This is a genomic window from Aliiruegeria sabulilitoris, from assembly GCF_001558155.1.
GTDB classification, from domain to species: Bacteria; Pseudomonadota; Alphaproteobacteria; order Rhodobacterales; family Rhodobacteraceae; genus Tropicimonas; species Tropicimonas sabulilitoris.
Map to the genome: position 1 here is coordinate 1 of NZ_LOAS01000003.1, position 19,119 is coordinate 19,119.

Annotated in this window: 20 protein-coding genes and 1 pseudogene; 13 read left to right on the forward strand and 8 right to left on the reverse strand. The window is 61.5% G+C overall.

Features of this window, described 5'->3' with window-relative positions; genetic code table 11:
* Positions 1-113: 113 nt before the first annotated feature.
* Positions 114-341 carry a transposase gene (locus AX756_RS26725; RefSeq protein ID WP_331457756.1) on the reverse strand — a complete coding sequence of 76 codons (228 nt, stop codon included), beginning with the start codon at positions 339-341 and terminating at the stop codon, positions 114-116.
* A gap of 174 nt (positions 342-515) precedes the next feature.
* Between AX756_RS26725 and AX756_RS04440 the strand changes: the two genes are divergently transcribed.
* On the forward strand, positions 516-1,970 hold the full coding sequence (locus AX756_RS04440) for an SEL1-like repeat protein (RefSeq protein ID WP_068309101.1): 1,455 nt from the start codon (positions 516-518) through the stop codon (positions 1,968-1,970).
* Between the two features lie 918 nt (positions 1,971-2,888).
* Here the strand turns inward: AX756_RS04440 and AX756_RS04450 are convergent.
* The gene (locus AX756_RS04450) at positions 2,889-4,196 is read right to left on the reverse strand and encodes a tyrosine-type recombinase/integrase (RefSeq protein ID WP_068309105.1); all 1,308 of its coding nucleotides are present in this window, start codon (positions 4,194-4,196) and stop codon (positions 2,889-2,891) included.
* 372 nt (positions 4,197-4,568) lie between these two features.
* Here AX756_RS04450 and AX756_RS04455 point away from each other — a divergent pair, with 372 nt between their 5' ends.
* The 5 genes from AX756_RS04455 (at position 4,569) to AX756_RS04475 (ending at position 7,020) form a co-directional block, all read left to right on the forward strand.
* Positions 4,569-5,390 carry a transglutaminase-like domain-containing protein gene (locus AX756_RS04455; RefSeq protein ID WP_068309107.1) on the forward strand — a complete coding sequence of 274 codons (822 nt, stop codon included), beginning with the start codon at positions 4,569-4,571 and terminating at the stop codon, positions 5,388-5,390.
* Positions 5,391-5,481: 91 nt separating this feature from the next.
* Positions 5,482-5,730, forward strand: coding sequence for a ParB N-terminal domain-containing protein (locus AX756_RS04460; RefSeq protein ID WP_068309109.1), 249 nt, complete (start codon positions 5,482-5,484; stop codon positions 5,728-5,730).
* 153 nt (positions 5,731-5,883) lie between these two features.
* A complete protein-coding gene (locus AX756_RS04465; protein WP_068309111.1) occupies positions 5,884-6,111 on the forward strand; it encodes a hypothetical protein in 228 nt (75 codons plus the stop codon).
* Between the two features lie 167 nt (positions 6,112-6,278).
* Positions 6,279-6,485 carry a cold-shock protein gene (locus AX756_RS04470; RefSeq protein ID WP_068309113.1) on the forward strand — a complete coding sequence of 69 codons (207 nt, stop codon included), beginning with the start codon at positions 6,279-6,281 and terminating at the stop codon, positions 6,483-6,485.
* Positions 6,486-6,663: 178 nt separating this feature from the next.
* On the forward strand, positions 6,664-7,020 hold the full coding sequence (locus AX756_RS04475) for a hypothetical protein (RefSeq protein ID WP_068309115.1): 357 nt from the start codon (positions 6,664-6,666) through the stop codon (positions 7,018-7,020).
* 237 nt (positions 7,021-7,257) lie between these two features.
* Here the strand turns inward: AX756_RS04475 and AX756_RS26600 are convergent, their stop codons facing one another.
* Positions 7,258-7,602, reverse strand: coding sequence for an IclR family transcriptional regulator domain-containing protein (locus AX756_RS26600; protein WP_269432940.1), 345 nt, complete (start codon positions 7,600-7,602; stop codon positions 7,258-7,260).
* A gap of 167 nt (positions 7,603-7,769) precedes the next feature.
* On the opposite strand from AX756_RS26600, the pseudogene AX756_RS26605 reads away from it, so the two are divergent.
* Positions 7,770-7,901 (forward strand): annotated as a pseudogene (locus AX756_RS26605) (hypothetical protein); the annotation flags it as partial.
* Between the two features lie 25 nt (positions 7,902-7,926).
* Complete coding sequence (locus tag AX756_RS25995; protein ID WP_082738937.1) at positions 7,927-8,184, forward strand: hypothetical protein; 258 nt, start codon at positions 7,927-7,929, stop codon at positions 8,182-8,184.
* Positions 8,185-8,227: 43 nt separating this feature from the next.
* Here AX756_RS25995 and AX756_RS04480 read toward each other — a convergent pair whose 3' ends face one another.
* The 3 genes from AX756_RS04480 to AX756_RS04490 all read right to left on the reverse strand — a co-directional run bounded on the left by AX756_RS04480 (position 8,228) and on the right by AX756_RS04490 (position 11,897).
* On the reverse strand, positions 8,228-8,860 hold the full coding sequence (locus AX756_RS04480; protein ID WP_068309117.1) for a cytochrome b/b6 domain-containing protein: 633 nt from the start codon (positions 8,858-8,860) through the stop codon (positions 8,228-8,230).
* Positions 8,853-10,619 carry a hypothetical protein gene (locus AX756_RS04485; protein WP_068309119.1) on the reverse strand — a complete coding sequence of 589 codons (1,767 nt, stop codon included), beginning with the start codon at positions 10,617-10,619 and terminating at the stop codon, positions 8,853-8,855. Before AX756_RS04485 ends, AX756_RS04480 begins: the two co-directional genes overlap by 8 nt.
* Before the next feature lie 93 nt (positions 10,620-10,712).
* The gene (locus AX756_RS04490) at positions 10,713-11,897 is read right to left on the reverse strand and encodes a hypothetical protein (RefSeq protein ID WP_068309121.1); all 1,185 of its coding nucleotides are present in this window, start codon (positions 11,895-11,897) and stop codon (positions 10,713-10,715) included.
* 589 nt (positions 11,898-12,486) lie between these two features.
* Here AX756_RS04490 and AX756_RS04495 point away from each other — a divergent pair.
* From AX756_RS04495 to AX756_RS04515, 5 genes are read left to right on the forward strand one after another with little or no spacing between them, the layout of a single operon-like run.
* The gene (locus tag AX756_RS04495; protein WP_082738958.1) at positions 12,487-13,107 is read left to right on the forward strand and encodes a hypothetical protein; all 621 of its coding nucleotides are present in this window, start codon (positions 12,487-12,489) and stop codon (positions 13,105-13,107) included.
* Entirely contained in the window at positions 13,062-13,643 is a 582-nt protein-coding gene (locus AX756_RS04500) for a TRAP transporter small permease subunit (RefSeq protein ID WP_231700980.1), read from the forward strand. Before AX756_RS04495 ends, AX756_RS04500 begins: the two co-directional genes overlap by 46 nt.
* Before the next feature lie 6 nt (positions 13,644-13,649).
* Positions 13,650-14,975 (forward strand): TRAP transporter large permease, encoded by a 1,326-nt coding sequence (locus AX756_RS04505; RefSeq protein ID WP_068309127.1) that lies wholly within the window; start codon positions 13,650-13,652, stop codon positions 14,973-14,975.
* Between the two features lie 3 nt (positions 14,976-14,978).
* On the forward strand, positions 14,979-16,565 hold the full coding sequence (locus AX756_RS04510) for a gamma-glutamyltransferase family protein (protein WP_068309129.1): 1,587 nt from the start codon (positions 14,979-14,981) through the stop codon (positions 16,563-16,565).
* A 4-nt stretch (positions 16,566-16,569) separates the two neighbouring features.
* Entirely contained in the window at positions 16,570-17,397 is an 828-nt protein-coding gene (locus AX756_RS04515; protein ID WP_068309131.1) for a sulfite exporter TauE/SafE family protein, read from the forward strand.
* Between the two features lies 1 nt (position 17,398).
* Here AX756_RS04515 and AX756_RS04520 read toward each other — a convergent pair whose 3' ends face one another.
* Together AX756_RS04520 and speB are read right to left on the reverse strand one after the other, a co-directional pair.
* Entirely contained in the window at positions 17,399-18,079 is a 681-nt protein-coding gene (locus AX756_RS04520) for a GntR family transcriptional regulator (protein WP_068309134.1), read from the reverse strand.
* A 79-nt stretch (positions 18,080-18,158) separates the two neighbouring features.
* A complete protein-coding gene (speB, locus tag AX756_RS04525; protein WP_170307690.1) occupies positions 18,159-19,112 on the reverse strand; it encodes an agmatinase in 954 nt (317 codons plus the stop codon).
* Positions 19,113-19,119: the final 7 nt, after the last annotated feature.

Sequence of the window (19,119 nt, forward strand, 5' to 3'; positions counted from 1 at the left end):
CTCCGTTACGAAAACTTCAAATCTGTCCCATAGGCGCTGACGTCAGACATACGGGTTGAGTCGAACATTCCTTGTCTACTGTGATCCAATTGCGGTCAGGACTCGTTCTCGTTTCATAACCAGAACATGACGGTTGCGACCGAAGGGATGGCTGAGAGGAAGACCTTCGGGCATCGGTCATATCGTGTTGCGACACGGCGCCAATCCTTCAGGCGTCCGAACATGATCTCGATACGATTGCGACGGGCGGTGTCAGTAAACCGTGTTGGGACGAGGGCCTGACGCGAGCAGCAGCCTGAGCACGTCGAGATAGCTGCGGCCCGCGTTGTCGCGGGCGGCATGCCACCGACCGTAGGCGGCAAGGTTCTTCGAGGCGGGGCCGCAGAAGGGCTTCATGAAGCCGCGGAACCGGCCGATGAGGGACAAAACGCTTGCTCAAAGATCAGAAACGAAGGACTTTGCCGTCAAGAGGCAGGCCACTTGGGGAATGTCGGCTCAGATTTTTTGGAACCAATATGCGCTTTTTTTCGATCACATCATTTGTCTTTGCGATGGCCCTCAACACACTGGCTCCCCCTCTTTTGGCTGACGGCCTTTCTTGCCCTTCTGCCTTTTCGCGGCACTTCCAGGGTGGGGATGATTGCGTAGTCAACCGTGCAATAGAGGGTGATATAGCTGCGCAGCTTGAGCTACTGCAATTCCTAGATAGAGAGCGTTCGCCCGAAAGTTGGCCATACGGCAAAGAGATCAATTCATACGGCTCTGAAATATTTGATTTCCTTGACGCAGGTGTCGCTCGCGGAGATGCCGATTTTATCGAGATTCAAATCGGCTTCATGGAGCGATTGACCGATATTCTTCAGACACGGAAGCGAGGTATTGAGCAAGAAGCATCCGATATCGCCAACCGGATAGGTTCCTTCCGTCCAATTGAAGTCTATACCAGTTCGGGGCCAGTAGAATACTCCCGCGAAGAGATGCATCAGTTTGACATTGAAATGTACGAGGCTCGCGTTCAACAGCTCAATAATCTAGGCGGCTCAGATAGAATTTCAGAACTCAAACAGCTATTGCTTGAGGGTGGTGACCTCGGCGTTACTGGCGACGTAGTTGCCCAAATTTTGACAGCAGGGGACAGATCCTCAGAAAACCAACAACGTATACTCGTCCTTCTGAATGACGCCATTTCACTGAACAATGGCGTGGCGGAAGCTACCCTCGGATTTCTTTATGAGGAAGGTGCTTGGGTAGAACGCGACATAAATCGGGCCATCGGATATTATCAGGAAGGCTGGAGAAAAGGGGCAGCACAAGCAGGATATCACATTGCACGCCACATGTTGCCCGGAGGGGAACTTCCAACAAATGAAGAGGCCGCCTATGAACTTCTTAGTGGATTAAAAACTCGAGTTTCCAGTCAGCCACTCCCAGAGCTACGCGTCGGAGAGAGCGACCCAAGGTGGGAGGTATATGCTGTCATAAACCCGTTGCTTGGCCCCTTGGCCTATAAGAGAGCGGCGGCGGCCGCCCGTTCGAGCAATATGGACGCGGCATTTGATTTTTATCTCGAAGCGGCGCAGGCGGGACTTCATGAAGCACAGCTTGCCGTCGCCTATTTGTATAGGTCCCGTAGATTACAACCCGAATTGAGCGATTATCAAAGAAGTGGTGCAGAGAGCTGGGAAAAATTGTGGTTCAGAAACGCAAGCAACTGCACCGATCCATCACGTAGCACAGAGCTGTGTCAACAGGCTTCCGCAGAGCTACAAAACATAGACATTCGCATACGAGATCGCAGACAAGCTGAACGTGAGAGAGCATATGCAATTCTAGGTCTCATTGGTCTTGCTCTAGTTGGTCTTGGTGACCCAGCAGGAGGGAATTACGACAACAATTACCAGCCACCGAATATCGACAGCAATGCAGGCATTCAAATGGCCGCTGAGCTCATGTGGCTTGGGAAATGGTAGGTTCAGACGTCATCTATTGCCGTGTGGTGGGTCTCGTCTGTGGGGTTGGTCGGCTCTCAGTTTGCATTGCGGGAGCAGCCAAGCGCTCCATGAGTTCCTGTTTGTAAGCATCGACTACCGCGTCTCCCACCCAACCGCCTCGGTTGACTGGGTCGTCCCCGTCCCAAACACCCAGTCTGTCGCGAACCCAGTCGCAGGTTAGGTGATCTGGTTTCAAGTTCGAGGAAGCATGCCATTCATCCCACAACTTATCGACCTGCCGTCTAAAGGCGTGCTCGTAAGCGCGGGTCGGGGGAGCGAAGAGGTCTCTCTCCGGCTTGCCAGCGATCTTGGTGCCAACAACGTAGTGTATCTCCGGTGCACGGCTTTCCGCGACTTTGCTTGGAGGTTCGCCAAAGAGGTATAGGATACTTAGTCTTATGCGCTGAGGCACGATCTCGGCAACAGAACTTCCGTCCATACCGCGGACTGCCCAGCGCTCATTCACAAGCGGAAATACATTTCCGGCAATCTCTCCGGTGCGTCGGTACGTGAGGGCATCACTGTACGTCCTGAGAGCAACTGGTTGCCTTCCGGGATGCCGCCGTGTTCGAAGGAAATCGCTCAGCTTAGGTGTTCCGTCCTCGCCGCAACGATGAAACCGCCCGAATGAACCCCAGAATATGTCTCTGTTTGCAGGCTTGTCTCGACCCAGCGGCCACAGAAGGTCCTCCATGCAGTAGAAAACGATGCCCTTTTGGACCAAATCAATGAAGCCCTTCGTGATCTGTCCCCGTTCATCCGCTGGCCATGCTTCTGGGAGCGGCCCCCGAAGTTTTAGATCCGAACCATGGGCATCACGAAAGGCAACCGCTACCGTGTCCCTCAGTGCGTCTTCGATTGCCCAAAGCTTGCGGTGGTCCAGCTTTCGGTGCGACGTCATCGCGCAGATATCCCCGTGATGCTGACGACATTGCACCCCGGTTCACTGTTTGTCAGGAAGTTCGCCCACGCCTGCATCATGGTTCTGCGCTTCTCGACCATGTCGCCGCGCCGGTAGGCAGCCTCTACGGCGTTGCTGATCTTGTGGGCCAAGGCAACTTCGGCCATCTCGCCGGGGAAACTTGTGGTTTCTGCAACCCAGTCGCGGAAGGTACTGCGCAGTCCGTGGGGCACCGCCGGACGGCCTGAAACGCGGTCCACATATCCATGACCATCCTCGGCAAGATCTGCCTTGTGCAGCCGCTTCATGGTGGCACTCAGGGTCATGTCGGACATCTCGCCGCCCCGCGGGGCAGGGAAGACCAGCGGATTGTCCTCAAACCGGGGCAGGGACCGCAGCAGGGCAACGGCCACATCAGACAACGGCACGCGGTGCTCCCGGTTCATCTTCGTTCGCTTGGCCGGGATAACCCAAATGCCCGCGTCCAAGTCGATTTCGTCCCAGCAAGCGCCGCGTACCTCTTGTGAACGCGCAGCCGTTAGCGCGGTAAACTCCAGCGCCCGACTGCCGATGCCATCTCTGTCCCGAAGGGCAGCAAACCACCTCTGGGCATCTTCGATCTTCAATGCAGGCTGGTTTGATGTCTTCGCGACCTTGGACGGGGCAGGGAGAAGTTCCTTCAGATTGTTTGCCCAGCGTGCGGGGTTGTCCCCGCTGCGGTGCCCGGCCACCGTCGCCCACGAGATCACCGCTTCGATCCGTCTGCGTGTTCTGGAAGCGGTTTCGGTTTTGGTCCGCCAGATCGGTTCCAACACCCGCAAGACGTCTTGCACAGTGATGTCGCCAACGAGCATCTTGCCCAGTTCCGGAACCGCGTGTGTTTCGAGGGTGCTGCGCCACTGCTGCCTGTGTTTGGCGTTGCTGAACTCATCCAGTTTACTGTCAAGAAACCGATCAACTGCTTCGGAGAACGTCAGACCTCGGCGCTGGGCTGCGACCAGTTCGGCTTTGTGCTGCTTCCGCTCTTCAACAGGGTCTATGCCCTGTTTGATGCTCTCCTTCATCTCACGAGCGCGTTCCCGTGCCTGCGCTAAAGTAACGTCCGGATAACCACCTAGTCCGATCTCCCGCCGAACGCTGCCAACCGTGACGCGCAACAGCCAAGTCTTTCCGTTATTGGGGGTGACCTGCATCATGAGGCCGCCAACGCCGCCGACGGTGTGCCGTGCATTGAACTTTGTTGTTCCGGGGTGTTTCAGCCTCTTCACATCCAGCGCCGAAAGCTCTTTGGCCACTCGTGGCATTCATCCGCTCCTTACCCACCTACTTACACACCAAAAATAACGTAACTCGACGCTACTGTCCACGACATAAGGCGACAAAAGACTGCTCGGGCGTCGTCTACAGATCTGACAAAAAAATAAAAAATGCTGCGTCTCTATACAGACGGCAACGGTATCTCGGCGGCTATAGCGACCGCCATAGATACCCCACATATCTTCAACCCGGCACGAAACGTCGAGAGCTTGGGTCTTGTCGTGTCCCCGGTGATGCCGCTTGCGGAGCGTCGCCGCACAAAATGACTTCCGCGACAGCGCCAGACTGATGTGCTAAGGCGTTTGATAGCATAGCCGCTGATCGTACCATTCATGGTATCGGCGAGAAAGTTTAACCCAATGCGCTTGCAACTTGGCTGTCGGCTTGGCTTTTGGCTGCCGTCAGCGACACCGATGATCCTGCTCCTGAATGTACACTATTCACGGGTGAGCGATCTTGAGCAGCCCCAATTGCTGATCACCGAACCCGCGGTTCCAATCGAGAGCTATCGCGACAGTTTCGGCAACTGGTGCAACCGGCTGCTCGCACCGGCCGGCGATTTTACGGTATCCACGGCCGGTACGATCCGGGATTCGGGGGCCGCCGATCCAAAAAATTTCGACGCCGGGCAAATTCCCGTCGAAAGCTTGCCAATCGACGTGCTGACCTTCCTGCTGCCGAGCCGCTACTGCGAGACCGACATCCTGTCTACCTTTGCGTGGAAACAGTTCGGCCAGGGGCCAGCGGGGTGGCAGCGTGTCCAGGCGGTCTGCGATTTCGTGCATGAACGGATAAGCTTCGGATACCAGCATTCCCGGGCGACGCGCACCGCCGCTGAAGCCTTGAATGAAGGCGTCGGCGTCTGTCGGGACTTCACCCATCTCGCGATCACGCTATGCCGCTGCCTCAACATCCCGGCACGCTACTGCACGGGGTATATCAGTGATGTCGGCCAGGCGCCGCCTTATGCGCCAATGGATTTCGCGGCCTGGATGGAAGTCTATCTTGGCGGGCAGTGGTGGGTGTTCGATCCACGCAACAACGACACGCGTTTCGGCCGCGTTCTGATCGCGCGGGGGCGCGATGCGGCCGACGTGCCGCTGACACACAGTTTCGGCGAGCACCAACTCAAAGGGTTTCAGGTTTGGATTGACCCGGTGGATGGCGAGCCCGTGGCGTGACGCCCCCGACCAAACGCACAAATGAGAGGCCGCCCCCAAGGGGGCAGCCCGCACGAACCCAGATTGTCCAGATCTTCATGGGGATGAAAAAATGCTGAAGAAAACCTCCTTCCCGATCGCCAAGATCCATGTGCCCGTCAAGCGGGTCAAATCTCTGGATCCGGAGAAGGTTCTGGAACTTGCCGAGAGCATGCTGGAGAACGGACAGACCACGCCGATCCGGGTTCGCAAAGACGGCGACAGGTTCGTGCTGATCGAGGGGTTCCATCGTCTCGAGGCGCTCCGGTCGCTAGGGGAGGAAGAGGTCGTCGGCTATCTCGTGGGCGCGCGCCTGCACTGAACGAGGCAACACGGCGCCGGGCCGGGCCCCGTTGCGCGCGCCTTGCCCGGGGCACGCATGCGTGAAACCGGTGGTGTTGCCGAGCGGGATGTGTTCTTGGGGGATCAGCTTGCCCTGATTCCTCGGGCCGGTGTTAGCTCCGGGAGATCAGACATGGCACGTCCAAAGCAGATCAGCGTCGTGAAGACTGCGCAAATGGCCAATACCCAGAAACTCGTCATCGACGGGGCGGTGGTTGGATGCGTGGTGGAGATCGACGGCGAAACCACCGAACTCAGGGATCACAGGGATCGCCTGATGGGCACCTATGGCAATGCGGCGGCCGCGATTGCCGATTTCGAAAAGATGATAGGCTTCGAGGAGATCGAACTCGATTTTTGATCGTCTCGATATTTTCTCTTGCGTTTTCGCCGGACACACCCCATGTGGTGAGGGCGACGTTATCTCTTTGACCTCTGTCTCCCTAACCAGGCTTCAGTATCGAAATTGATCTTACTGAGCCGGGCTGCCGCAACTCCGCGGGCAGCAAACAAATAGGAGACTTTACGATGGCTAATGGCACCGTAAAATGGTTCAACGCAACTAAGGGTTTTGGCTTCATCGAGCCCGAAGGTGGCAAGCGCGACGTGTTCGTTCACATCAGCGCCCTTGAGCGTGCTGGTCTGTCCGCCCTCGAAGATGGTCAGAAAGTGACCTTCGACGTCGAGGCCGGCCGCGACGGACGTGAGTCCGCGACCAATCTGGCTCTTGCTTGATTTGCCGGGGCGCTCACTGAGCGCCCCGCTTCATGCTCTTCCACGAGAGAACAGGTGCCCGATGAAAGGGCATACGTGAACCTTCGCGACGCGGATCTCGCGCCTCAGGCCGTTCTCGTTCTTCTCATGATCGTGGCTGTTGCATTTAAGATGACCGCATCTGCCGAGATATCGGCGGATGTCGATCCAGCGGATCGGCAACACAGCGCAAGCCCCGCCGACGCTCAATAGCCACCCACAGAGCCAACGACAAATTCCACAGGCCGGCACTGTTCGGCCTGTTCCCATTCCAATAATGAACGGACAGAAATTGAAAGATCACAACACCATAAAGAGCATTCACTCCGAACTCACGAAGCTCATCGCGCGGCTTGGCCCGGCCCCTTCGGACCCCCGGCCGGTGGACGAGGCTTGCGACATTTACACAGAGATCCGTTTCGCCAACGACCTTCGGGCATACGCGCTGGCCGCGGTCTGTTACTGGTGCGGTATTGAGCCCGCTGACGCGCTGAAACACGAAGCCGGTTGGACATGACAACCGCCGGATCGGCGCTCTGAACCGCTCCCGAATACCTGGAATAGCTGGGCATTATCTGGCGCGTTTCAGTCTACCCTTTGTTCCCGCCGATCTGATTTGATGGTTTCTTTTCCCAACCTGCAGGCCGTGGCTGACGGTTTCCCTCCGAGGAAAACGGCGTCAGCAGAACGGCGCGGGTTGGACGAGGGAAGGCGGCCTCTCCGGAGCCCGAGGCTCCGCAGCCTGCACCGAGCGCTACTCCCGACCGATCGCTTCCGAAATCTCCCGAGCGCATTCCCGAACCTCCGGTATCAACGCGTCGAATTGCTCTCGCGTGCTGTCCAGGGGCAACGTGGAAAGCGACGCGGCGGCGGCCACACGCCCCGCATGGTCGAAGATGGGAGCCGCCAAGCACCGCACTCCGAGACGGAGTTCTTCCTCGTCGAGCGCGAGTCTCTGCGCGCGAACTCCGTCCAGTTTGGACAGAGCAGCCAGAGCCAGTTGTTGATCTCGGTGATCTTCAGCTCGGGCGTGGACTCGTCGAAAAGGTCGAGGATCTGAAGCGCGCGCTGCACGGATTGACTGATCGGTATGCCCCACCTTTGACAGGGGGCGTTAAGCGCCCAGAATAAACGCTCGAAATTGCGGCAAAGTCCCCTCGGGACGCGCGAGCCTTTCGTGGCCCGAGCCCTTGTTGATATGTTCCGGAATGCAAAATCTCGTTTGCTCATATGGAACAATCGGCCGACGGGTCGGAAAAGATGGCGGCGGGAAACGGGGCAGGGCATGTCACGCTGATCACCGATGCCCGCTTTTCTGGCGTGTCCTCCGGGGCTTGCATCGGCCATGTCGGTCCCGAGGCGCTGGCGGGCGGGCCGCTCGGCAAGCTCCGGGACGGGGCGACCTGATCGAAGTGATCGTCGATTGAGTGAAACTGGAGCGGCGCGTCAACTTTCTCGGCGGCCCGGAGGAGGGGGCCGCGATCCACGCCACACGCCCCCCCATCCCGAGCTCCGACCGGCGGACAAGCTGCGCGAAGACACGCCCCTCTGGGCCGCGCTTCAGGTCGCAAGCGTTGGAACCTGGCGCGGCTTTGTCTTCGACACCGACCGCATCGTGGAAGTGCTGGAAGCCGGCAGGAAGGCGTTGGCGGCAGAGGTGCCCTCCGAGCCCGTCGGGTGAGGCCGCCCCGGGGGGGAACCACGCGATGGGGAACGCTCGAAGATCAGTCCTGCTTGTCTTCGGCGTGCTTGTCCCACCCGGTAATCATTGCCCTGAGCTGCGCGAACACTGTCTCGCCGGTGGTGATCAGGTAAAGATGCGCGATCAGGAAAGCGCCGATGAGGAAGGCTCCGCCAACGTGAACGGCGTTGACCCAGAGGATCGGCAACCCGTCGGGATAAAATGCGGGATACCTGCTATAGGCCCACAAGATCAGGCCCGAAATCCAGAGCGCGGGCGCCATGAGCACCTTGAAGCTCAGATAGGCGATGGCCTGTAACGGGTTGTGCTTGCGCGTGGTGCTCGGTCTGAACGGATGCGGTTCGCCGAAAAAAATGCCGGTGGCATAGAAGGAAATCACTTTCCACAGACCCTTGGTGGTGGGCACGTAGTGACGCCACTCGCCGGCAACGAGATGCCAGAAGATGGCAAAGGCCCAAAGGACAATCAGCGTGAAGGCGGCCACGATGTGCAACTCCAGCGCCCGTTCGAACCCGAGCCAGTGCCAATACCCGTGGATCTCGGCCCCGGTGGCCATCAGGAACAGGATCAGCGCCGCTTGCGACCAGTGCCAGAACCGTTCGAAACGGTGGAAGATATAGACCCCGCGAGGGTTCCCGGACGACGTATCAGCCATGACGCTTAACCTTGTGGAACAGTGCGAAACCCAGCCGCAGAACGAGGTGGAACAGGACCCCTGCAAGCGTGGTTGCAAGCAGCAGCAGCCCTGCCTTGTCGAGCCAGTCATACCGGTCGCGTCCGGGCACGAAACCGCCGGGAAGCTCCGCCAGCAGCCCGTCCGAGCTGTGACAGGCCGCGCATTGGAGCGCTGCTTCAGCGGGGGCCACCATGTGGTTGACCGGGATCATCTGCCGGACCCGGGCAAAGGCGACCTCGCCGCTGAAGGGTTGGCCGGCCGCCTCCATGCCGGCCTCCACGGCGTTCTCCCAGCGGAAGCGGTTCCAGAGCGCGTCACCGCTGCGGCCGGAGAGCTTCACCGCCGCGAGGGCGCGGCTCTCGGCATCGATCGGCACGACCGAATGCATGACCTTGACCGGCGCGATCCGCGCCTCGGCCGCATCCGGGTCGCCGGAATAGGCGGCGATCCAGGGCGTGTCGGCGAAGGCGGCCTCGATGAGCGCGAGATCGGTGCTGGCCTCGCGGCCGGGAGCCACGCCCTCGCTCTGCTCCGCGCCGGTCTCCGGGAGCGGATCTCCGGGGCGATGCATGTCGAGCCGCCCGTCGGACCAGACATATTCCGGAGCAAAGGCGCGGGCGACTTCGAGATGGCCCTTTTCGGTCGTGTAGGTGATGCGACCGTCCTTCTGTTTCTGCGCCATCGGCTTGCGGTCGCGGCCCAGCTTGCCGACCGTCGACCAGTCCCAAAGCACGCGCGTGGCTGTTTCGCCGCGCGCGATGGACGGGATGTGGCAGGTCTCGCAGGCGACCGTGCCGATGTGTCGATCCAACCGAACGCCGCGCGCGATTGCGTCATGTGGCTCGGCCCCATGACAGCCCTGGCAGGAGGCAGCGGCCCCGACAAGCGCCGGGCGTTCGGGCCCTGCGCCCGGCCCGCCGTCATAGCGGCTTCCGGCAAGCGCGTGATCGGTCGTGCTGTGGCAGGTGCTGCATGTGAAGCCGGCACCGTCGGGGGCGGCCGCCATGTGTACGTCGAGCGTTGCCGGGGGAGCGAGGAGATCGGCGTTGAGGTCGCCATGCTTCACGCCATACCCGCCATCGGCATTGAAATGGCAGGCGCCGCAGCTTGCCTTGGTCGAGGGGCCGACCGATTTGGCCGCCGCGACGAAATCCGTCACCTCAGGTGTGTCGCCGCGAAGCCGTTCGTCATGGCACATGGAGCAGGCTGCGCCGCCTTCATGGAAATTGGCGACGGTCCAGAGGCCCGTCGGCTCGTGGCAGCTCAGGCAGTCGACCGGCGCCACCGGGGCGCTGGAAGGGTCGAGCATCGCGGGATCCTCGAAGCGGGTTCCGGCGATGTGGCAGGAGCTGCAGGCATCGAGATTGGAGGGCGTGGAGAGCAGGAACCCGTTGGCGACATGGGCCATGCCACCCGCCACGGCACTGGCGTCAGCCGTTTGCTCGGACCCGGCGGCCGGCCAGGACCAGGTGAAATGCAGCGTGCCGTGGAGTTGTGCGGGCCCGGTATTGTGGCACGACAGGCAGGCCTCGTTGACCTCCTGCGCCGAAGCGAACGGTCCCGCCAGCGCATCGAACTGGCTGTGATCGGCGGTGGAAGCCGGCACGGTCGCCGCGGTTGAGGGCGACGCTGCGCCGGGATCTTGCGCCGGTGTGTCAGACTGTGCCGCCGCCGAAGCGGCGAGTGCCGCGGCCAGACCCACCGCCAGTGTCAGGCGGAGGAACACATGTCCTGCCATGTTTGCCGTCCCTTTTCGGATCTCGAAGACTTGTCCGGACCGGCCGTGGAAACCAGCCGGTCCGTTCCTTGCGATGTCAGCGAAATGCGCCGATCACTGCGGGCGTTCCCCGGCGACATCGACGCCGCTTCCAGCCTCTGCCAGGTCGGCGATGCTGTCGTGCAGCAGCTGCAGCGCGTAATGGGGATTGTGGGTGTAGATCCCCGGGTCCTTGGCCACGACCTGGTAGTTATACGCGGCCTTCAACAGGCGCGGTGTCCAGGCCTGGTACCGATTGGGGTACTTGGCTTCGCCCTCCTCGATCGCACCGCTGCCGTCGCCATCGGCGAAGAAATACGGGTAGGAATGCGCCTCGTAACCGATGGCGGTGCCGGCGGTGTTCTCGCCGTAGCCGATGATCGCTTCCAACAGCTTGCCGTGAAGCTCCTGGATTTCGGCCTCGATGCCTTCGGAGGTGTCGCCATCGCCATCGTAATCGACCTTGGACGTCCGGACGAGATGCATGCTGTCCTTGTTGTCGCCCATCACCTCGTCATGGCAGTCGGTGCAGGTCTCCACCTTCACCTGCAGCGTGTGCGGGTTGTGGCAGTCGTTGCAGGTCTGCGAGACCTGGTCGTGGAAGTAATACCCGACGTAGTCCTGGCCGTCATATTCGAAGCCACCCTGCACATCGCCTCCGAACCGGCTGGCGGCGGCGGCGCGGTAGTGGATGTTGACGAAGGCGAGATCTTCCGATGTCGTATCGTCAGCGGGCGCGCCCGCGTCCTCGATCTTGGCGAGGACCTGGACCTTCGAATTCCGTCCGCCATGGCAGGTCATGCAGCGGATATCGTCGGTGAAGACTTCCTGCTCAATGCCCGAGGGGAAGGTCACGACCGTCCGTTCCCGCGCTTCCATGCTGTGGCAGGCCATGCAGGCGACGCCCGGGGCCATTGCCGGATCGGGGGAGTGTTTCGTGTCGACGACACCCGCCTCGCTGCCATCTGCACCGAGATAGTCGAGATAGCCCGCCGTGGAGTGGCACTGCGAGCAGGCCTCCGGGATCATCTTGTCCTCTTCCTCGTCCCAGTGGCGAAAGGCCTCCTTGGTGATGTCGGCATGGGGCGATTTGCGCCATGCCTCAAGGGCCGGGATCTCCGGCATGAGGGTGGCCGGCGTGATCGCCGCCGTGTCGGAGTTGTCCTGAGCAAGTGCCACCGACAGCCGCTCCGGGCCGCCGCAAATGGTCATATACGTCGTCAAAGCCACCAGAATGGTGGCGCGCGTTACACGTCTCATTGCTGTTCCTCCGTTCGCGCAAGCCCAGAGAGAGTCGGGCTTCCTTCCTTATGGTAAACCCGAAAATGTCGACCTGACAACAATAGGTTGAATCGGCTAGAAAAATCTTCTTGTGGTTGTGCAGGCCTGAGGCAAAGGGGCGCATTCAGGCCCCGAGACAGCGTGGCGGGATGCAACTTCGGTTGTGGGTAGTGCCAGATTGCAGGAGCCCCTTGGTGGCTTGCGAGTGGCCCCCTGCGCGGGAGAAATGTCGGCCGGCCGGCCGAGCGATCAAAGGTCTCGAACGCAGGAACGCGGTTCGGATGGCTGTTGGATTGGCGGACGAGTGCTCGTTGAGGGGAGCAGGTTCGATTTGCGTCCCGGGGTTTTACAAGCGCATTCGATCCTCGAAAAACCTGACGCTCCGAGCCGCATCCGTTAGCGCTACAGATTCCAACACTTTTCAATTTGTATTCGATTTGAGTTCTATGATCTAAGATTGTATACAAAAAAGGGAGCTGCTTCTGTGCTCGAACGCTCAATTGCCTTGAAAGCCGCGATGCAGCGAATTTCGTGGTCGCAGGATCGTTTGACCGCGAAAGGATAGATGATGGACAGACGCGAATTCATTGCCGCCGGTGTAACGCTGGCCGGTGCACCGCTCGCCGCCCCGTCGATTGCCAGGGCGCAGACCAGCTTCAACAGGAAGATGACCAACGCCTATGGGCCGGGATCGCCCTTTTATGTCGAAGGTCCCGGCAGCCCGACCGATTTCTGCAAGAAGGTCGCGGCAATGTCGGACGGCCGGATCACGATCCAGCATTTCGCTGCCGGCGAGCTGATCCCGGCGCTGGAAGGCTTCGACGCCGTGCGCTCCGGTGCGGTCGAGATGAACGCCGCCAACGCCAATGCCTGGGCCAGCCTGCCGGCCGACCTGCAGGCGATCGTGCAGACCGCCGCCATGGCCTGCAACCTTGAAAGCCACACCTGGTGCGAGGCCAACAACGCATCCGCGCTGAAGGACATGATCGAGAACGATGGCGTGATCGCGGATGTCCTGCCCGAGGACGTGGTGATGGAGCTGAAATCGGTGACGGACAGCGTTCTGTCCGAATTCGCCACACAGGATCCGGCCGCCAGGAAGGTGCATGACGCCTTCATGGCCTTCAAGGCCGAGCATTCGGAATGGGCGGCGATCTCCGAGAAGCCCTACCAGAGCCTGCCGGTCTAACGGTGATGATCGCCCTGATCGAAAAGCTCGCGAACGGTGCTTCCGGCATCGTTCGCGTCACCGGCCAGGTCGCCGCCTGGAGCGGGTTGGTGCTTGTGCTACTGGTCGCATTCAACGTGCTGTCTCGCTACCTGTTTTCCTTCGGCACGGTCGGCTTGCAGGAAGCCGAATGGCACCTGATGGCGATCGTCGCCCTGTTTGGCATGTCCTATGGCCTCAACCAGGAGGGCGAAGTGCGGGTGGATATTTTCCATGCCAACATGCGGCCACGGGTTCAGGCGATGGTCGACCTGTTTGCCAGCGTCTCGATGTGCGCGGTGTCGCTCATCATCGCGTGGCTCTGCATTGCCTATGTCCAGAGCAGCTATTCCATCAACGAAGGCTCCCCCGATTCCGGCGGGCTGGGATACCGATACCTCCTGAAGGCGGCCATGCCGGTCGCGTTCGTGCTGCTCGCCTTGCAGAGCGTCGCCATGGCGTGCCGGTATCTGCTGGCCGTGATCCATCCGCACCGCCTTGCCCAAGACAAAGACTGACGACAGATGCCACTCAACGAAATCCTCGCCCTGTGCATGATCGGCGCCTTTTTCATCCTGCTTCTGGGCGGCGTGCCGGTTGCAGCCTGTCTCGGCGTGACCGGTCTGGTCTTTGGCTATGCTGGCTTCGGGCCGTTCCTGTTCACGTTGCTTCCGGCGCGGATCTTCGGGGTGATCACGAAGTATACCCTGCTGGCGCTACCACTCTTCATCTTCATGGGGATCATGCTGGAGAAGTCCAAAATCGCCGAGGAGTTATTGGACGTCATGGGCTTGGCCATGGGCGGGTTGCGGGGCGGAATGGCGCTGGCGATCATCCTTGTCGGTGTGCTGATGGGGGCGGCCTCTGGGGTGGTGGGCGCGACCGTCGTCACCGTGGGCCTGATCGCGCTCGGCCCGATCATCCGGCGCGGATACGACGCCAGCGTGGCGAGCGGCGTGATCTGCGCCTCCGGCACGCTTGGGCAGATCATCCCACCGAGCCTCGTTCTTATCCTGCTGGCGGATATCCTCGGTGAATCCGTGGGCACGCTCTTTGCCGCGGCGCTGTTTCCCGGGCTGCTGCTGGCCGGGCTCTTCGTGGCCTACGTGCTTATCCTCGGGATCCTGCGGCCCGACGCCGTGCCGGCCATCCCGAGCGAGGAACGCGCGCAATATACCGGGCGCGCGCTTGGCATGAAGCTGTTGAAGGTGGTGCTCCCGCCGATCGCGTTGATCGTGCTGGTGCTGGGCTCCATCATCGGTGGCGTTGCCGCGCCGACCGAGGCCGCGTCGATGGGGGCCTTCGGCTCGATCCTGCTCGCGGCCATCTCGGGGCGGTTGCGTTACACCGTCATGCGGGACTCCGTGCGTGCGGCCTTCGTGACCAGCGCCATGGTGTTCCTGATCCTGATCTTTGCCCAGCCTTTCGGCCTGGCCTTTCGGGGCCTGGGTGGCGAAAAGCTTGTGCATGATGCCTTCGCGATGGTGCCGGGCGGGTTGAACGGTCAGATCTTCTTCCTGATGCTGCTGCTCTTCGTGCTCGGATTCTTCCTCGAATGGATCGAAATCTCCTATATCGCCTTGCCGCTCTTCCTGCCGATCTTCCTGAACGCGGGCGTCGACATGGCCTGGATCGCGATCCTCGTGGCGGTAAATCTGCAAACCTCGTTTCTCACGCCACCCTTCGGCTGGGCGCTGTTTTTCCTCAAGGGTGTGGCGCCCCCCTCGGTCTCGACCGCCGATATCTATCGCGGCGTGATCCCCTTCATCGGCCTTCAACTCTTCGGGCTCGCGATGGTCTTCTTTTTCCCGGGCCTGGCCACTTGGCTGCCCGAAACGATTGGGTGGTAACACATGCTGCAATCCGCACTTGGCTATAACGGCGCGATCTCCGCGCCCCACCGCGCCGCCGCCCTTGCGGGGCGGGACATACTGGAGGCCGGGGGCACGGCCATTGAGGCGATGGTTGCCGCGGCGGCCACGATTGCCGTGACCTATCCGCATATGAACGGGATCGGCGGCGACGGGTTCTGGCTCATCCATCGCCCCGGAACGGAGCCGATAGGTATTTCCGCCTGCGGGCAGGCGGCGGGGCTGGCGACGCCGGAATGGTACGCCGCACATGGTCATCGCGACGCCATCCCGGCACGTGGTGGGCTTGCCGCCCTGACGGTTCCCGGCACAATCGGGGGCTGGGAGGCAGCGCTGTCACTGGTGCCTGAAGCACGCCGCCTGCCGCTCGAGCACCTGCTGGGCAACGCCATTGCCTATGCGCGGGACGGGATCGCGGTCACCGGCAACCAGTCGCGCACGACGGCTGAAAAGCTGGACGGGCTGAAGGAAGTTCCCGGCTTTGCCGAGACGTTCCTTGTCGACGGCCAGCCCCCCGCGCCGGGCCACCGGCTGCGGCAGGAAGCGTTGGCCGAAACGCTCGCGGCCCTCGCGCGTGACGGGCTGCGCAGCTTCCATGACGGTCCGATCGCGGCGGCCCATGCGGGCTATCTGGAGGCGCAGGGCAGCCCGTTGCGCCTCGACGATTTCCAAGCATACCAGCCGCGTAGTGTTTTCCCCCTCAGCGTGACCACCACTCACGGAAAGCTCTTCAACATGGTCGCGCCGACGCAGGGGGTCGCCTCGCTGATGATTCTCGCGCTGTTCGACCGGTTGAATGTCGCTGAGGGGGAAAGCTTCGATCACCTGCACGGGCTGATCGAGGCAACCAAGCAGGCTTTCCTGCTCCGCAACGCCGGCCTGGGCGATCCTGACAGCATGGCGGAACCGGCGCAGGACTGGCTGCAGGACGCGCGTCTGGACGCAATGGCAGCACAGATCGACCGCAAGCGGGCCTTGCCCTGGCCCCACGAGCCAAAGGAGGGCGACACGATCTGGATGGGGGCCGCGGATGCCGATGGCACCGTGGTGAGCTTCATCCAGAGTGTGTTCTGGGAGTTCGGATCGGGGCTCGTCTGCCCGCAAACCGGCGTCTTCTTCCAGAACCGGGGCGCGGGTTTCTCGCTCTCGCCCGGCCCGAACCAGCTGGCGCCCGGCAAGCGCCCGTTCCACACTCTCAATCCGGCGCTTGCGCAGCTTGATGACGGGCGTGTTCTGGCCTATGGCACGATGGGCGGCGAGGGGCAGCCGCAAACGCAATCGGCGGTGTTCTCGCGCCATGTCCAGTTCGGCATGGACCTGCAGGCGGCGGTGACCGCGCCGCGCTGGCTGCTCGGAAAAACCTGGGGCGATGCCACCACGTCCCTGAAACTTGAGGACCGGTTCGATCCGAAACTGGTCGGTGCGCTGCGGGCCGCGGGACATGATGTTGAAATGATACCAGCCTTCTCCGATCTGGCCGGCCATGCAGGCGCGGTCCTTCTACACCCCAACGGCCTTCTTGAAGCGGCGTCGGACCCGCGTTCGGACGGTGCAGCCGTGAGCTACTGAAAAGATGACAGACTTTACACTGATGCAAATCCTGCCGATCCTGCTCGGCGTCGTCGTGACCTCCATTATCGCGGGGATTCTCGCCGGCCTGCTCGGGGTCGGAGGCGGGATCGTCCTCGTCCCGATGCTGTTCTGGATCCTGTCGCTGACGGATTTCCCGCCCGAGCTGGCCATGCACATGTCGGTCGCCACCTCGCTGATGACAATCGTCTTCACCTCGGTCTCCTCGGCGCGGGCGCATCACCGGCGCGGATCGGTCGACACCGCGCTTCTCAAGCTCTGGGGCCCCGGCATTGTACTGGGTGCGCTGAGCGGCGGGCTGCTGGCGAAATACATCGACGCCGACGGGCTGAAGCTCATCTTTGGCGGAATCGCCCTGCTAGTCGCCATCAACATGGCCAATCCCAGGACCATCGTTCTTAGCAAATCCCTGCCATCGGGCCGGGTGGGCAACGGCATCATTTCCTACGTGGTGGGAACCTTCAGTTCTCTGATGGGCATCGGCGGCGGAACGCTGTCGGTCCCGATCCTCAGCGCCTGTTCGGTCGAGATCAAGCGGGCCGTCGGCACGGCAGCCGCCTTCGGGTTCCTGATCGCGGTTCCGGCGGTGATCGGCTTCGTGATCTCCGGCTGGGGCGTGCCTGGCCGCCCGCCATTCTCGCTCGGTTTCATCAGCTTGCCCGCCGCCCTTCTGATCCTGCCCTTCACGGTCAGCTTCGCGCCGGTGGGCGCGTCGCTGGCGCACAGGCTCGACGGGAAATGGATCAAGCGCGCCTTTGCGCTGTTTCTCGGCATCACCGCGATCCGGATGCTGTCGGCGGGCCTGACCTGAGCTAGTCGATCCGGGAAAGCACTTCGCGCGCGGCACTCACAAGGTGCCGCCGCAATGCTTTCTCGGTTCGCTTCGGATCGCGGTCGAGGATCGCGTTGACGATCTCGTCATGCTCCTCGTTCGACCGCTCCACACGCCGGGCGCTGCGAAGCTGGGACTTGCGGAACGGCGCCAGTTTGAGACGCAGCGTGTTTGCCAGTTCGATCAGGTCGTCATTATGGGTTCCGCGAAAGATCCGCTCGTGGAACTCGATATTCGCGCCTTCGTAATTCTCCGCATCACCCGCCTTTGCCTGTTCCGACATGCGCCGGTGAAGGGTTTCGAGTGCAATCCTCTCGCTGGTTTGCATGCGCTCGGCAGCGATGCGTCCACAGAGCGCCTCGATCTCGCCCATCGCCTCGAACATCTGTTCGATCCGGTCGCGGGTGATATCGACAACCACAACCCCGCGATAGGGAACGCGCTCGGCGAGCGAGCGGGCCACCAGCACATGCAGCGCTTCCCGGATCGGTGTCCGGGACACGCCGAAACGCTCGGTCAGGGTCTTCTCGTCGAGCTTCGTTCCTGCCTTCAACTCCCCGGCCACGATTTCGGCCTCGAGCTGGGAGGCGATCACGGTGGAATGCAATTCGCGTGGCTGGGTTCTTCCGGCAGGGTCGTCGATGCTGGTACTGGAGCTCATGTCTTCAATCGGGTTCATATCCTTTGTTGTGGTATACAATAGCAGCCATAATCCGGATTTGTCAGCCCGAACCGAGCATTCAGCCGACCATCACGCATAGCAATTCAAACAGGATCGTCGCGCCGAGATAGGCCGTGCCGCCCGAGGCGTCGAAGGGGGGCGAGACCTCGACCAGATCGGCACCGACGATTTTGCATCCCTTCAGCGCGCGGACCACCTGCAGCGCCTGGAAGGAGTTCGGGCCGCCGATCTCCGGCGTGCCGGTGCCGGGGGCAAAGGCGGGGTCGATGAAGTCGATATCGTAGGAGACATAGGTAGGCTCGGTGCCGACGATTTCGCGCGCCTCGGCCATCACGTCCGCGACTCCGCGCGCGTGGAATTCCTCGATCGGGATCACCCGGATGCCGACGGACTCGGCAAAATCCCGGTCCTCGCGGTCATAGGTGGTGCCCCGAATGCCGATCTGCACCACGCGCTTCGGGTCCAGCAGGCCCTCTTCGACGGCGCGGCGGAAGGGCGTGCCGTGGGTATACATCGTGCCGCCGAAATAGCTGTGGAAGAGGTCCGTGTGGCTGTCGAAATGCACCATGCCGAGCGGCTCTTTGGCCGCCAGCGCGCGCAGCACCGGAAGCGAGGTCAGATGGTCTCCGCCAGCGGTGAGCGGGCGGATTCCGGCGGCGAGGACACGATTGTAGAAGGCGGTTATCCGGGTCATCGACTCCTGGATATCCGCCGGGTTCGGCGGCACGTCGCCGAGATCGGCGCAGTTCATCGCCTCGAAGGGACGGATGCCGGTGGCGCCGTTCTCGGCCCGCATCATCGTCGACATGTCGCGCAGCTGGCGGGGGCCGTGGCGCGGGCCGGGGCGGTTGGTGGTGCCGCTGTCCCAGGGCACGCCGATCAGACCGACATCGACCTGGCCGAGGCGTTCGTCCTCCAGCGGGATATGTGGCAGCCGCATGAAGGTGGGCACGCCCGCGTAACGGGGCAGGTCGAAGCCGGACACCGGCTGGAAGAAGGGATCGCTCATCATCGTCTCC